The sequence below is a fragment of the Streptomyces catenulae genome, assembly GCF_000718015.1.
Lineage (GTDB): Bacteria > Actinomycetota > Actinomycetes > Streptomycetales > Streptomycetaceae > Streptomyces > Streptomyces catenulae.
In genome coordinates, this window is sequence record NZ_JODY01000021.1 from 20,308 (window position 1) to 33,349 (window position 13,042).

Genomic DNA, 13,042 nt, shown 5'->3' on the forward strand with positions numbered 1-13,042 from the left:
GGGGGATCGACCGGTGAGTCTGCTGACTCCGACGCGGACCATTGTGGACCGCCCCACCGACAACGCCGGACGCGACTCCCCTCCCAGGGGCCGTGGCGCGCCGCCCGACGCTCGTACGGGGGCGGTCGGACGGGAACTTCGCCAGATGCCGACGCGGTTGCATACAGTGACAGGACTTCTTCGCAAGCGGATCGAAGGGACGTACATGCCCATGGGTCACACGGCCACAGAAAAAGCCGGCTCCGGCGGCCTGACAGCGACCGAGCACCGGCTGGCCAACGGCCTGCGCGTGGTGCTCTCGGTAGACCCTCTGACACCGGTGGCAGCGGTCTGCCTCTGGTACGACGTCGGCTCCCGTCACGAGGTCAAGGGCCGTACGGGCCTGGCTCACCTCTTCGAGCACCTGATGTTCCAGGGGTCCGCGCAGGTCAAGGGGAACGGTCACTTCGAGCTGGTGCAGGGCGCCGGCGGGTCGCTGAACGGCACCACGAGCTTCGAGCGCACCAACTACTTCGAGACCATGCCCGCCCATGAGCTGGAGCTGGCGCTCTGGCTGGAGGCGGACCGCATGGGCTCCCTCCTGACCGCGCTCGACGACGAGTCGCTGGAGAACCAGCGCGACGTCGTCAAGAACGAGCGCCGTCAGCGGTACGACAACGTCCCCTACGGCACGGCCTTCGAGAAGCTGACGGCCATGGCGTATCCGGAGGGTCACCCGTACCACCACACGCCGATCGGGTCGATGGCCGATCTGGACGCGGCGTCCCTGGAGGACGCGCGGGCGTTCTTCCGTACCTATTACGCGCCGAACAACGCCGTCCTGTCGGTGGTCGGCGACATCGATCCCGAGCAGACGCTCGCCTGGATCGAGAAGTACTTCGGGTCGATCCCCTCGCACGACGGCAAGCGGCCGCCGCGCAGCGGTGAGCTGCCGGTGACGATGGGCGGCCAGCTGCGGGAGGTCGTCGAGGAGGAGGTGCCCTCGCGTGCCCTGATGGCGGCCTACCGGCTGCCGCACGACGGCACCCGGGAGGCGGACGCCGCCGATCTCGCGCTGACCGTCCTGGGCGGCGGCGAGTCCTCGCGCCTCTACAACCGCCTGGTGCGCCGCGACCGCTCCGCCGTCGCCGCCGGGTTCGGCCTGCTGCGGCTGGCCGGTGCGCCGTCCCTGGGCTGGCTGGACGTCAAGACGTCCGGTGGCGTGGAGGTCGCGGACATCGAGAGCGCCGTCGACGAGGAACTGGCCCGGTTCGCCGCCGAGGGGCCGACCCCGGAGGAGATGGAGCGGGCGCAGGCCCAGCTGGAGCGCGAGTGGCTGGACCGCCTCGCGACGGTCAGCGGCCGCGCCGACGAACTGTGCCGCTACGCCGTCCTGTTCGGTGACCCGCAGCTGGCGCTGACCGCCGTGGGGCGTGTTCTGGACATCACGCCAGAGGAGGTGCAGGCCGTCGCCCAGGCCCGGCTGCGCCCCGACAACCGCGCGGTGCTGGTGTACGAGCCGACCGCCGCCGACGACAGCGCCGACAACGACGAGGAGGCGGACCGGTGAGCGACGCCACCACCCGCGAGGACCTGGCCATGAGCGAGATGACCTTCCACCCGCAGCCCCGGGGCGGGGCGCCCAGGCCGTGGGCCTTCCCGGCGCCCGAGCGCGGTGCGCTGCCCAACGGCCTGACGGTGCTGCGCAGCCACCGCCCCGGCCAGCAGGTCGTCGCCGTCGAGGTCGACATCGTCGCGCCGCTGGAGACCGAGCCGGCGGGCCTGGACGGCGTCGCCACGATCATGGCGCGGGCGCTGTCGGAGGGCACCGACCGGCACGACGCCGAGGAGTTCGCCGCCGAACTGGAGCGCTGCGGCGCCACGTTGGACGCACACGCCGACCACCCCGGTGTCCGCGTCTCCCTGGAGGTCCCCGCCTCCCGGCTGCCGCGCGCCCTGGGGCTGCTCGCCGACGCGCTGCGCGCCCCCGCCTTCCCCGAGAGCGAGGTGGAGCGCCTGGTGCGCAACCGCCTCGACGAGATCCCGCACGAGCTGGCCAACCCGGGGCGCCGCGCCGCGATGGCGCTCTCCAAGGAGCTGTTCCCCGCGTCGTCCCGGATGTCGCGGCCCCGGCAGGGCACCGAGGAGACCGTCGGGCGCATCGACGCGGCGGCCGTCCGGGCGTTCTACGACGCGCATGTGCGGCCCGCGGCGGCCACCGCCGTGATCGTCGGTGACTTCACCGGCGTCGACGTGGACGCGGCGCTCGCCGACACGCTGGGCGCCTGGCAGGGCTCGGCCGCCGAGCCGGTCGCCGTCACGCCGATCACCGCGGACGGCACCGGCCGTGTCGTGATCGTCGACCGCCCCGGCGCGGTGCAGACGCAGCTGCTCATCGGGCGGATCGGCGCCGACCGCCACGACCGCCAGTGGCCCGCGCAGGTTCTCGGCACGTACTGCCTGGGCGGCACGCTGACGTCGCGTCTGGACCGGGTGCTGCGCGAGGAGAAGGGCTACACCTACGGGGTGCGGGCCTTCGGTCAGGTGCTGCGGTCGTCGGCGCCGGACGCGCCCGGCGGTTCCACGGGCGCCTCGATGCTGGCGATCAGCGGTTCGGTCGACACCGAGTCCACCGGCCCGGCCCTCGACGACCTGTGGAAGGTGCTGCGCACCCTGGCGGCGGAGGGGCTGACCGACGCCGAGCGGGACGTCGCGGTGCAGAACCTTGTCGGCGTCGCGCCGCTGAAGTACGAGACGGCGGCGGCGGTCGCGGGCACCCTCGCCGACCAGGTCGAGCAGCATCTGCCGGACGACTACCAGGCGCAGCTGTACGCGCGGCTGGCCGAGACCGGCACGGTCGAGGCGACCGCCGCCGTGGTCAACGCCTTCCCGGCCGACCGGCTGGTGACGGTGCTGGTCGGTGACGCGGCGCAGATCGCCGAGCCGGTCCGGGCGCTGGGCATCGGCGAGGTGACGGTCGTCAGCGGCTGACGGACCGTGGGGCGGCGGCGTGGTCCGGCCGTCGCAGTAACCCGGCACAGCGGGGCAAAAGGGGATTCCGAGGGCGTGGAAGCGTCCTCAGAATCCCCTTTGTGCTGCGGAATGTCCACTTCCGGTTCCGTGGATCCGGTGTGGTGTAACGCACAATATGGCGATTCTGTTTGCCGATTGAAAGTTTCCGCGATTAGCGTCGAGCGCGCTGTCCGTCAGCAGCACGCCGCAACCGCGGCACCGGACAGTCATCGCCGAGTCCCCGTACGGCGCGAGCCAGGGGAGCCGGGGACCCACACGTCCCCTGGGGTGAATCGGGTACCTCTCCGGAGGAACCCGTAGGAGACCTTCCTGCTCCGAACCCGTCAGCTAACCCGGTAGGCGAGAAGGAAGGAAAGGACCAGCCAGCACATGGCGTTCACCCGTGCCACCGGGAAGCACCGCCGTCCGAGCCGCAGCGCCCGGACGACCCGCAACATCGCCGGCATCGCCGGTCTCGCCGCCACCGGCGTCGTCGCCTCCGTCTCCTCTCCCGCGATGGCCGCCACCTCCGGCGCCGCGCACGACACCGGTCTGCAGCGCGCCGTCGTCCTCGGTGACGAGGTCGCCGAGCGCGTCCAGGCGCAGGCCGATGCGCAGCAGGCCGTCGCCGAGACGGCCGAGGCCAAGGCGAAGGCCGAGGCCGACGCGGTGAAGCAGGCGCAGGCGGCCAAGGCGGCGGCCGACAAGCGGCACGACGCCGAGGTCCGCGCCGCCCGCGAGGAGGAGCGCAAGCGCCTCAACGCCTTCGTCGCCCCGATCACCGGTTCGTACGTCTCCACCGCCTACAAGGCGTCCAGCGGCCTGTGGTCCTCCGGCACCCACACCGGTATCGACTTCCACGCCGCCACCGGCACCACCGTGCACGCTGTCGGCGCGGGCACCGTCGTCGAGGCCGGTTGGGGCGGTGCGTACGGCAACAACATCGTCATCAAGATGAACGACGGTACGTACACCCAGTACGGCCACCTGTCGCAGATCGGTGTCTCGGTCGGCCAGCAGGTGATGCCCAATCAGCAGATCGCGCTGTCCGGCGCGACCGGCAACGTCACCGGCCCGCACCTGCACTTCGAGGCCCGCACCGGCCCCGACTACGGCTCGGACATCGACCCGATCGCCTATCTGCGCGCGCACGGCGTCAACGTCTGACCCCGCACTTCCCGGAGCCCCGGACCGCCCTGACAGGGTGTCCGGGGCTCCGTCGTGTCCGGTGCCGTACGGCGGATGGCCGGATTTCCCGGGGCAGGGGAACGCACTCACCAAAAGATTTCCATGAATGTGTGAAGGCGGTAAAGGAGCCGCCACCGTCGAATAGAGTCGCGGAAAAGGCGCCGTGCACCGGCGTTTTCCGGGGAGGACGGTGGAGGTGCCCACGATGACGCAAGGCGAGATTTCCGTGCAGCGTATCTCCACGGCGATTCGCGACGACATCGTTTCCGGCACGCTGATCCCCGGAAGCCGACTCGTCGAGGACATTCTGGCCACCCGGTACGGCGTCTCCCGGGTGCCGGTCCGTGAGGCGTTACGGACCCTGCAGTCGGAGGGATTCGTCACCGCGCGGCGGCACGCGGGCGCCTGCGTCGCCGCGCCCACCGCCCAGGAGGCGGCCGATCTGCTGGACCTGCGGGCACTCCTGGAGCCGATGGGTGCCGCCCGCGCGGCGGCCCGCCGCACCGACGCGCAGCTGAAGGTCCTCCGGGGCGTGGTGCGGCTCGGCAGGGAGCGCGCCCACCGTGACTGCCCGGGTGACCTGCCCCGGCTCGACGGCTGGTTCCACGAGACGCTGGCCCGCGCGGCGGGCAATCCGGGGCTGACCGCGCTGCTGACCCAGGTGCGGCGGAAGATCGACTGGATGTATGTCGTCGAGCGTCCGGCGCGGTACGCGGAGACCTGGGACGACCACGGCGCGGTGCTCGACGCGGTGGCCCGGGGCGACGCGGAGGCGGCACGCGCCCTGATGGCCTCGCACGTGGCGCGGTCCCTCCCGGCCTACCGCCCACGGCACCGGCAGACCGCGGCGCGCCCCGGGCCGCGCCCCGTCGGCAGCGGGCGCGTGCGCTCCGCCCAGGGCGCGTGAGGGGCGCGGCCGACGTATGGCGGAATCCTTTCGGCCCGTACGGGAAATCACGGAATCGGGTTCCGATAAAACACGCCATCCGGGAATTGCCCGCACCGCGTGGCGGCGTATTCAACTATTCGGCCGTGGGGCGCCGATGGGGCCGGGGAATTACGGGTGGGGGAGTGGCGCCGCCGCGGCGCGCGGTGGGCGGCATTGCGTCGCCGGGTACGCGAAAGGCCCCGCCGCGGTGACCGGTTCCGGTCGTGGCGGCGGGGCCTTTCCCCGGATACGGGGAGGCGGGGGCGTCCCGGTTCAGACGGTCTCCGGCAGCTCGTCGAGCCCCTCGGCGACCAGCTTCGCCAGACGCTCCAGCGCGGCCTCGGCACCCTCGGCGTCCGAGGCGAGCACGATCTCCTCGCCGCCCTGGGCGCCCAGGCCCAGCACCGCGAGCATCGAGGCCGCGTTCACGGGGTTGCCGTCGGCCTTGGCGATCGTCACGGGAACGCCGGCGGCGGTGGCCGCACGGACGAAGATCGAGGCGGGACGGGCGTGCAGCCCCTCGGCCCAACCGACATTGACGCGGCGCTCAGCCATGGTGTTGCCCTTCAAGTCGTAACGGTTGTCTAGACCAGTCTCTCACGCGGTCCCCGGTGCTCCGGAAGCCCCACCTCCGGTGTTCCGCACCACGTCCGGGCGGGTCCGCCGGTGCCGCCGTTCGCCCGCCCGTGGCCCGCCGTGCGCCCGGCCCCGCGCGCACCGGGCCGGTTGTCGGTGGCCGGTCGTACGCTGTCCGCATGCAGCAGCCGCCCGATCATGCGTACCCGAGCCACTGGGAAGCCGATGTGGTGCTGCGCGACGGCGGCACCGCCCGGATCCGCCCGATCACCCCGGACGACGCCGAGCGCCTGGTCGCCTTCTACGAACAGGTCTCGGACGAGTCGAAGTACTACCGCTTCTTCGCGCCCTACCCGCGTCTCTCCGACCGCGACGTGCACCGCTTCACCCACCACGACTACGTCGACCGGGTCGGCCTCGCCGCCACCGTGGGCGGCGAGTTCATCGCCACCGTCCGCTACGACCGGATCGACCACCGGGGGTTGCCGGCCAAGGACCCGGGGGACGACCAGGCGGAGGTCGCCTTCCTGGTGCAGGACGCCCACCAGGGCCGCGGCGTCGCCTCCGCGCTGCTGGAGCACATCGCCGCCGTCGCCCGTGAGCGCGGCATCCGCCGGTTCGCCGCCGAGGTGCTCCCCGCCAACACCAAGATGATCAAGGTGTTCACGGACGCCGGGTACACCCAGCAACGGACCTTCGAGGACGGCGTCGTCCGGTTGGAATTCGATCTCGAACCGACCGAGCAGTCCATGGCCGTGATGCGCGGCCGCGAGCAGCGCGCCGAGGCCCGCTCCATGCAGCGCCTCCTCGCCCCCGGCTCGGTCGCCGTCATCGGCACCGGCCGCACCCCCGGCGGCGTCGGCCGTACCGCGCTGCGCCATCTCCTCGACTCCGGCTTCACCGGCCGCGTCCACGCCGTCAACCACGCCTTCCCCGAGGGGACGGACCGCCTCGACCCCGAGGGCGTGCCCGCCGTCCGCTCCCTGCGGGAGATCGACGGCCCGGTCGACCTCGCGGTCATCGCCGTCCCCGCCGACCACGTCCCCGAGGTGATCGACGACTGCGGGGAACACGGCGTCCAGGGCGTCCTGGTCCTCTCCTCCGGGTACGCCGAGGCCGGTACCGAGGGGCGCGAGCGCCAGCGCGCCCTGCTGCGCCGCACCCGCTCGTACGGCATGCGGCTGATCGGCCCGAATGCCTTCGGCTTGATCAACACCGCCCCCGACGTCCGGCTGAACGCCTCCTTCGCCCCGCAGATGCCCGCCACCGGCCGCATCGGGCTCTTCACCCAGTCCGGCGCGATCGGCATCGCCCTGCTCAGCGGGTTGCACGAGCGCGGCCCCGGGGACGGCTCGCCCGCCGGGATCTCCACCTTCGTCTCGGCCGGTAACCGCGCCGACGCCTCCGGCAACGACCTGCTCCAGTACTGGTACGACGATCCGGACACCGACGTCGCGATCCTCTACCTCGAATCCATCGGCAACCCCCGCAAGTTCACCCGCCTCGCCCGCCGCACCGCCGCCGTCAAACCGGTCGTCGTCGCCAAGGGCGCCCGCCACCACGGCACCGCGCCCCTGGGGCACACCGTCCCCACCGTCCGCATCCCGGACAGCACCGTCGCCGCCCTGATGCGGCAGGCCGGGGTCATCCGCGTCGACACGGTCACCGAACTCCTCGACGCCGGACTGCTGCTCGCCTCCCAGCCGCTCCCCGCGGGCGCCCGCGTCGCCGTCCTCGGCAACTCCGAGGCGCTCTCCCTCCTCGCCTACGACGCCTGTCTGACCGAGGGCCTGCGCCCGCGCCGCCCCCGGGTGTTGCCCTCCGCGGCGACCGCGCACGACTTCCACACCGCCCTCGCCGAGGAACTGGCACGCGAGAGCTGCGACGCGGTCGTCGTCACCGCGATCCCCTGGGTCGCCGAGGGCGAGGCGGCCACCCAGGGGGAGGTCGAGGAGTTGGCGACGGCGCTGCGCTCGGCGGCCGCCGCGGGCCCCGCCAAGCCGGTTGCCGTCGCCCACCTGGCCATGGACGCGCTCGCCATGGCCCTGGCCGCCCCGGGGACGGCCGAAGCGGCGCCCCCGGCCGAGGACGCGCCCCCGGGCGCCCACCCTGCGGACCCGGCGCCCGCCACGGATCCCGCCACCCCGTACCCCTCCGCCCGCGTCCCGCTCCCGGCGTACCCCGCTGCCGAGCGCGCCGTGCGGGCCCTCGCCGAGGCCGTGCGGTACGCCGCCTGGCGCCGGGAGGCCGCCGAGCCGGGCCGGGTCCCCGCGTACGACGACATACAGGAGGCCGCGGCCGGAGCCGACATCGCGCGGCTGCTCGACCACCTCGACCCGCCCGCCGGGCGCTCCGTCCCGCTGCCCACCGAGGACGCCGCCGCCCTGCTCGCCCGTTACGGCATCCCCACCGAACCGTCCCTGCCCGCCCCCGGCCCGGACGCCGCAGTCCGCGCCGCCGCCCGGCTCGGCTACCCCGTCGCCCTCAAGACCACCGCCCCCCACCTCCGCCACCGCAGCGACCTGGGCGGCATCCGTCTGGACATCGCCGACGAGGAGGACCTGCGCCGCACCTACGGCGAGCTGACCGCGGCCCTCGGCACCCCGGAGGAGCTGGCGCCCGTGGTGCAGAAGATGGTGCCGCGCGGTGTCGACACCGTGGTGCGCGCCGCCATCGACCCGGCGGCCGGTGCCGTCCTCTCGTTCGGCCTGGCGGGCGCCCCCTCCCAGCTGCTGGGCGACATCGCGCACCGCCTCATCCCCGTGACCGACCGCGACGTCGACGCCCAGATCCGGTCGATCCGCGCCGCCCCGCTCCTCTTCGGCTGGCGCGGCTCGCAGCCGGTCGACACCGCCGCGCTGGCCGATGTGCTGCTGCGGGTCTCCCGGCTGGTCGACGACCACCCCGAGGTGGTGGGCGTCGATCTGGAGCCGGTCGTCGTCGCCCCGCACGGCCTGTCCGTCCTCGGGGCCTCCGTCCGCCTCGCCCGTCCGCCCGCCACCACCGACCTCGGCCCCCGCCGCCTGCCCGTCTACTGACCGCCCGCGCCGGGTCCGCTCCGCGCGGGCGCGGACCGGCTCGTCCCGGGCGTCCTGCTGCCCCCTTGGGGGCCCGTAAGATGGAGGACATGGCTAAGACCGGTACGACGACCCAGGGGCTGCGCGCGGCGATCGAGCGCAGCGGCTACTACCCGGCCCTCGTGGCCGAGGCGGTGCAGGCCGCCGTCGGCGGTGAGCCGGTCGCGGCGTACCTGGTGCACCAGGAGACGACCTTCGACGCCAACGAGGTCCGCCGCCATGTGACCGTCCTCGTCCTCACCGACACCCGCTTCATCGTCAGCCACACCGATGAGCAGGCCGCCGACGCCACCTCCCCGTCCCCGTACGCCACGACCTCCACCGAGTCCGTGAAGCTGGGGCGGATCTCCTCGGTGGTGCTCAGCCGCGTGGTGGCCAACCCGGAGTCGTACACCCCGGGCCAGCTGCCCCGCGAGGTCGTGCTCACCATCGGCTGGGGCGCCGTCGCCCGCCTCGACCTGGAGCCCGCCACCTGCGGCGACCCCAACTGCGAGGCCGACCACGGCTACACCGGCTCCTCCACCGCCGACGATCTCTCGCTGCGGGTCAGCGAGGCCGGTGACGGCCCCGACTCCGTCCGCGAGACGCTGACCTTCGCGCAGGCGCTCTCCGAGGCCACCGCGGCCACCACGAGCGCCCGCTGATGGGGTACACCGCCCCCGCCTGGCCGGAGCCCGAGCCGCTCGACCCGCTGACCGCCCCGCTGCCCCGTTACGGCACCGGCTCGCTCGCCGATCTGCTGCCCGCTGTCGTCGCAGGTCAGGGCGTGTCCGGCCCGCCGACGTCGATGGAGCTGGCGCCCGCCGACCGGGCCTGCGTCTTCCTCATCGACGGTCTCGGCTGGGAGCTGCTGCGCGCCCACCCGGACGAGGCGCCGTTCCTGACGTCCCTCCTGGACACCTCCTGCAACGGCACCGGCCGCCCGCTCACCGCCGGTTTCCCCTCCACCACCGCCACCTCGCTCGCCTCCGTCGGCACCGGCCTGCCGCCGGGCGCCCACGGTCTGCCCGGCTACACCTGCGAGGACCCGTCCTCCGGCGCGCTGATGAACCAGCTGCGCTGGCAGCCGTGGACCGACCCGTACGCCTGGCAGCCGTATCCGACGGTGTTCCAGCTGGCCGACGCCGCGGGCGTGCACACCTGCCAGGTCTCCGCGCCGCACTTCGCGCAGACCCCGCTGACCAAGATCGCGCTGAGCGGCGGCACCTTCCACGGCCGCCTCAGCGGCGAGGAGCGCATGGACCTCGCCGCCGCCCAACTCGCCGCGGCCGACCGCGCGCTGGTCTACACGTACTACGCCGAGGTCGACGGCAACGGCCACCGCTACGGCGTGGACTCCGACGCCTGGCGCGGTCAGCTGATGTACGTCGACCGGCTCGCCCAGCGCCTCGCCGAACAACTCCCGCCGCGCAGCGCCCTCTACATCACCGCCGACCACGGCATGATCGACATCCCCTTCGACCCGGAGTCGCGTATCGACTTCGACGAGGACTGGGAACTGAGCGCCGGTGTCCGCCTGTTGGGCGGCGAGGGCCGCGCCCGCCACGTCTACGCCCACCCGGGCGCCGCGGGCGACGTTCTCGCCGTGTGGCGGGAGGTCGTCGGCGAGCAGATGTGGGTGGCGAGCCGCGACGAGGCCATCGCGGCGGGCTGGTTCGGGCCGCACATCGACGACCGGGTACGCGGCCGTATCGGCGATGTCGTCGCCGCCGCCCACGCCGACATGGTGATCATCGCGAGTGAGCGTGAGCCCGGTGAGTCGAGGATGGTCGGTATGCACGGGTCGATGACGCCCGTGGAGCAGCTCGTCCCGCTGCTGGAAGTCCGCACCTGACCTGCGAAGTCCCCGTCCGATCCGCGACGTTCCGCCGCGCCGCTCCCGTCCCCGCCCTGCCGTCGCGAGCCCGAGGGGCCCGCACTCAGGCGTGCCCGGGCCGGTGTCCCTCCGGGGCGCCGGGCGGACCGGCGCGGCGCCCCGTTCCGGCCTGCCGCCCACCGCACCCCGCCCGTCCGAAAGGTCCCCCTCTCCCCATGTCCGAACTGGTCTTCTTCTCCGGCACCATGGATTGCGGGAAGAGCACCCTGGCGCTCCAGATGGGCCACAACCGCTCGGCGCGCGGCCTGCAGGGCGTGATCTTCACCCGCGACGACCGGGCGGGCGCGGGCAAACTCTCCTCCCGGCTCGGGCTGGTGACCGACGCCGTCGAGGCGGCCCCGGACATGGACCTCTACGCCCATCTCGTCGGTGAGATGTCGAAGGGCGGCAAGGTCGACTACGTGATCGTGGACGAGGCGCAGTTCCTCCACCCCGAGCAGATCGACCAACTCGCCCGTGTCGTCGACGACCTGGGGCTGGACGTCTTCGCCTTCGGCATCACCACCGACTTCCGCACCCGGCTCTTCCCCGGATCCCAGCGGCTGATCGAACTGGCCGACCGGATCGAGGCGCTCCAGGTCGAGGCGATGTGCTGGTGCGGCGCGCGTGCCACCCACAACGCCCGCACGGTGGGCGGCGAGATGGTCGTCGAGGGCGAGCAGGTCGTCGTCGGCGACGTGAACCAGCACGCGGGCGACATCGGCTACGAGGTGCTCTGCCGCCGCCACCACCTGCGCCGGGTGACCAGCGCCGCCGCACACGCGGACGCCCTCTCCCCGGACGTCTTGCCGGTGGACCCGGCCTGACCGTACTGCCGGAGTCTGCCGGTCCGCGGGACCTCTGGGGGCGTCGCCTGGAGGGGGACGGGGCCTTCCGCCATGCCGCAGTTGATCTGACGGTCTCCGACGCTGCCACCGGCCTCGTCGCGCAGGGCGCCGATTACCTTGCCCACCAGAACGGCAAGCTGCCGGTCGTCTCCGCCCCGTGGGGCTGGGCCTCCACGGTGTTCGGCTTCGGGGAGGGCGCCAGCTACGCGGTCGGCTCCCGGGGGCGACTGTTCCTCTTCCCGATCCTCTCCGGCCTGTCGATGGGCTACCAGGTCTTCGTCGTCAGTCGCATCAAGGAGACGGCGATGGACGCCGTACTCGCTGGGTGGGCGGTTCTCGACGGGGTCGACAAATCGGCAAATGCGGTCACCAGCGCCGCCGTCGTGATGGTCACTGTCATCGCCAGCTTCATGCTGCTGCACCAGACGAAGATGAAGTAGATCGGCTTCAGCCTCGCGGTCGCTGTTCTGCTCGGCGGCAGTGCTCTACGCCTTCATCATCCGCATCATGCCCCTGCCGTCGCCCCTGGCGCTCCTGCGCAACGCCGCCTGGTGACCGCCCCGCCCCATGCGACGCGCCCAGGAAGGTATGGCCCCGACCCAGCCCGGGGCGGTTCCGGCCGCAATGGTTCCTGCCTGTCGCTGATCGCTGACCACTGACCGACGGATAGTCGACGAACGCAGGGCGCGAGCCCCGGAGGCATGGCCAACCCCGAACCCACGCCTCACTCGTAGGTATCCGCCCCAATACCCTCGGGTGCGGGCCGGATGACGGTGAAGGCGGCGCCCCCGGGGTCGGTCACCGTGGCCAACCGGCCATGGGGGGAGTCGCGAGGCGGCCGGACCACATGGCCGCCGAGCCCCTCGACCCGTCGGACCGCGGCGTCGGTGTCCGACACCGCGAAGTACGTCATCCACCGTGGGCCCGCCTCACGCGGCAGCGCGTTGCCCACCCCGTGGAGGCCGGCCACGGGGTGGCCCTTCAGGCGCAGCGTCAGATAGTCGAAGTCGGCCGAGACCACTGCCTGGGACTCGTAGCCGAAGACATGCTCGTAGAACGGTCCGGCGGAGTGGGTCTCGCGGGTGATCAGCTCGTTCCACACCGGGGTGCCCGGTTCTCCGGCGGCCGCGGTGGCGGTCGCCGCACGGCCCTGCCAGATGCCGAAGACCGCGCCCTGCGGGTCACAGGCGAGAGCCATCCGCCCGGCGCCCCCGGTGTCCAGCGGCCCCACGCCCACCGTCCCGCCGCAGTACCGGATCCGCTCCGCGGTCGCGTCCACGTCCTCGGTGGCCAGATAGGTGGTCCAGGAGACGGGCAACCGGCGGTCGGCCGCGGGCTCGCCGAGCCCGGCCACTTCCCGCCCGTCCAGAACGGCGTGACGGTACGGTCCGAGGTGCTGCGGTCCCGGGCGGAACTCCCAGCCGAACAGTGCCCCGTAGAACTCCTGCGTCGCGGCCAGGCGGTGTGTCAGCAGGCTCACCCAGCAGGGCGCACCGGTCAACCGCCGGGTCGCTGCCTCGGTCGTCATCGTCACTCACTCCTCGGTCCATCGCGGTGGTGGCCATGGGACGGGCGCGGG

At 73.1% G+C, this 13,042-nt stretch carries 11 protein-coding genes and 1 riboswitch; of the genes, 9 read left to right on the forward strand and 2 right to left on the reverse strand.

The window, feature by feature from the left end:
• The first annotated feature begins 211 nt into the window (after nt 1–211).
• The 4 genes from IF23_RS0119090 to IF23_RS0119105 all read left to right on the forward strand — a co-directional run bounded on the left by IF23_RS0119090 (nt 212) and on the right by IF23_RS0119105 (nt 5,086).
• Nucleotides 212–1,549: a M16 family metallopeptidase gene (locus tag IF23_RS0119090; RefSeq protein WP_030285241.1), complete on the forward strand. Its 1,338-nt coding sequence runs from the start codon at nt 212–214 to the stop codon at nt 1,547–1,549.
• Nucleotides 1,550–1,587: 38 nt separating this feature from the next.
• Nucleotides 1,588–2,970 carry a M16 family metallopeptidase gene (locus tag IF23_RS0119095; RefSeq protein ID WP_030285243.1) on the forward strand — a complete coding sequence of 461 codons (1,383 nt, stop codon included), beginning with the start codon at nt 1,588–1,590 and terminating at the stop codon, nt 2,968–2,970.
• A 242-nt stretch (nt 2,971–3,212) separates the two neighbouring features.
• Nucleotides 3,213–3,369: riboswitch (cyclic di-AMP (ydaO/yuaA leader) on the forward strand.
• 12 nt (nt 3,370–3,381) lie between these two features.
• Nucleotides 3,382–4,158: a M23 family metallopeptidase gene (locus tag IF23_RS0119100; RefSeq protein ID WP_030285245.1), complete on the forward strand. Its 777-nt coding sequence runs from the start codon at nt 3,382–3,384 to the stop codon at nt 4,156–4,158.
• A gap of 226 nt (nt 4,159–4,384) precedes the next feature.
• Nucleotides 4,385–5,086, forward strand: coding sequence for a GntR family transcriptional regulator (locus IF23_RS0119105; protein ID WP_030285246.1), 702 nt, complete (start codon nt 4,385–4,387; stop codon nt 5,084–5,086).
• Between the two features lie 294 nt (nt 5,087–5,380).
• Here IF23_RS0119105 and IF23_RS0119110 read toward each other — a convergent pair whose 3' ends face one another.
• Complete coding sequence (locus IF23_RS0119110) at nt 5,381–5,662, reverse strand: HPr family phosphocarrier protein (RefSeq protein ID WP_030285249.1); 282 nt, start codon at nt 5,660–5,662, stop codon at nt 5,381–5,383.
• 200 nt (nt 5,663–5,862) lie between these two features.
• On the opposite strand from IF23_RS0119110, the gene IF23_RS0119115 reads away from it, so the two are divergent.
• The 5 genes from IF23_RS0119115 to IF23_RS34070 all read left to right on the forward strand — a co-directional run bounded on the left by IF23_RS0119115 (nt 5,863) and on the right by IF23_RS34070 (nt 11,903).
• Nucleotides 5,863–8,721 (forward strand): bifunctional acetate--CoA ligase family protein/GNAT family N-acetyltransferase, encoded by a 2,859-nt coding sequence (locus tag IF23_RS0119115; RefSeq protein WP_030285250.1) that lies wholly within the window; start codon nt 5,863–5,865, stop codon nt 8,719–8,721.
• 89 nt (nt 8,722–8,810) lie between these two features.
• Nucleotides 8,811–9,404, forward strand: a complete 594-nt coding sequence (locus IF23_RS0119120) for a DUF5998 family protein (protein WP_030285252.1) — start codon at nt 8,811–8,813, stop codon at nt 9,402–9,404.
• Nucleotides 9,404–10,594: an alkaline phosphatase family protein gene (locus IF23_RS0119125; RefSeq protein ID WP_030285254.1), complete on the forward strand. Its 1,191-nt coding sequence runs from the start codon at nt 9,404–9,406 to the stop codon at nt 10,592–10,594. Before IF23_RS0119120 ends, IF23_RS0119125 begins: the two co-directional genes overlap by 1 nt.
• A 197-nt stretch (nt 10,595–10,791) precedes the next feature.
• Nucleotides 10,792–11,442 carry a thymidine kinase gene (locus tag IF23_RS0119130; RefSeq protein ID WP_030285256.1) on the forward strand — a complete coding sequence of 217 codons (651 nt, stop codon included), beginning with the start codon at nt 10,792–10,794 and terminating at the stop codon, nt 11,440–11,442.
• A gap of 197 nt (nt 11,443–11,639) precedes the next feature.
• Complete coding sequence (locus IF23_RS34070) at nt 11,640–11,903, forward strand: MMPL family transporter (RefSeq protein ID WP_030285258.1); 264 nt, start codon at nt 11,640–11,642, stop codon at nt 11,901–11,903.
• A 284-nt stretch (nt 11,904–12,187) separates the two neighbouring features.
• Here IF23_RS34070 and IF23_RS0119140 read toward each other — a convergent pair whose 3' ends face one another.
• Entirely contained in the window at nt 12,188–12,991 is an 804-nt protein-coding gene (locus tag IF23_RS0119140) for a VOC family protein (RefSeq protein ID WP_030285260.1), read from the reverse strand.
• Between the last annotated feature and the right edge of the window lie 51 nt (nt 12,992–13,042).

Bases quoted from the DNA above. Each gene is read 5' to 3' on its own strand.
- IF23_RS0119095 (WP_030285243.1), top strand. From the start codon at position 1,588: ATGACCTTCCACCCGCAGCCCCGGGGCGGGGCGCCCAGGCCGTGGGCC.
- IF23_RS0119100 (WP_030285245.1), top strand. From the start codon at position 3,382: ATGGCGTTCACCCGTGCCACCGGGAAGCACCGCCGTCCGAGCCGCAGC.
- IF23_RS0119140 (WP_030285260.1), bottom strand. From the start codon at position 12,991: ATGACGACCGAGGCAGCGACCCGGCGGTTGACCGGTGCGCCCTGCTGG.
- IF23_RS0119115 (WP_030285250.1), top strand. From the start codon at position 5,863: ATGCAGCAGCCGCCCGATCATGCGTACCCGAGCCACTGGGAAGCCGAT.
- IF23_RS0119110 (WP_030285249.1), bottom strand. From the start codon at position 5,662: ATGGCTGAGCGCCGCGTCAATGTCGGTTGGGCCGAGGGGCTGCACGCC.
- IF23_RS0119130 (WP_030285256.1), top strand. From the start codon at position 10,792: ATGTCCGAACTGGTCTTCTTCTCCGGCACCATGGATTGCGGGAAGAGC.
- IF23_RS0119125 (WP_030285254.1), top strand. From the start codon at position 9,404: ATGGGGTACACCGCCCCCGCCTGGCCGGAGCCCGAGCCGCTCGACCCG.
- IF23_RS0119120 (WP_030285252.1), top strand. From the start codon at position 8,811: ATGGCTAAGACCGGTACGACGACCCAGGGGCTGCGCGCGGCGATCGAG.
- IF23_RS0119105 (WP_030285246.1), top strand. From the start codon at position 4,385: ATGACGCAAGGCGAGATTTCCGTGCAGCGTATCTCCACGGCGATTCGC.
- IF23_RS0119090 (WP_030285241.1), top strand. From the start codon at position 212: ATGGGTCACACGGCCACAGAAAAAGCCGGCTCCGGCGGCCTGACAGCG.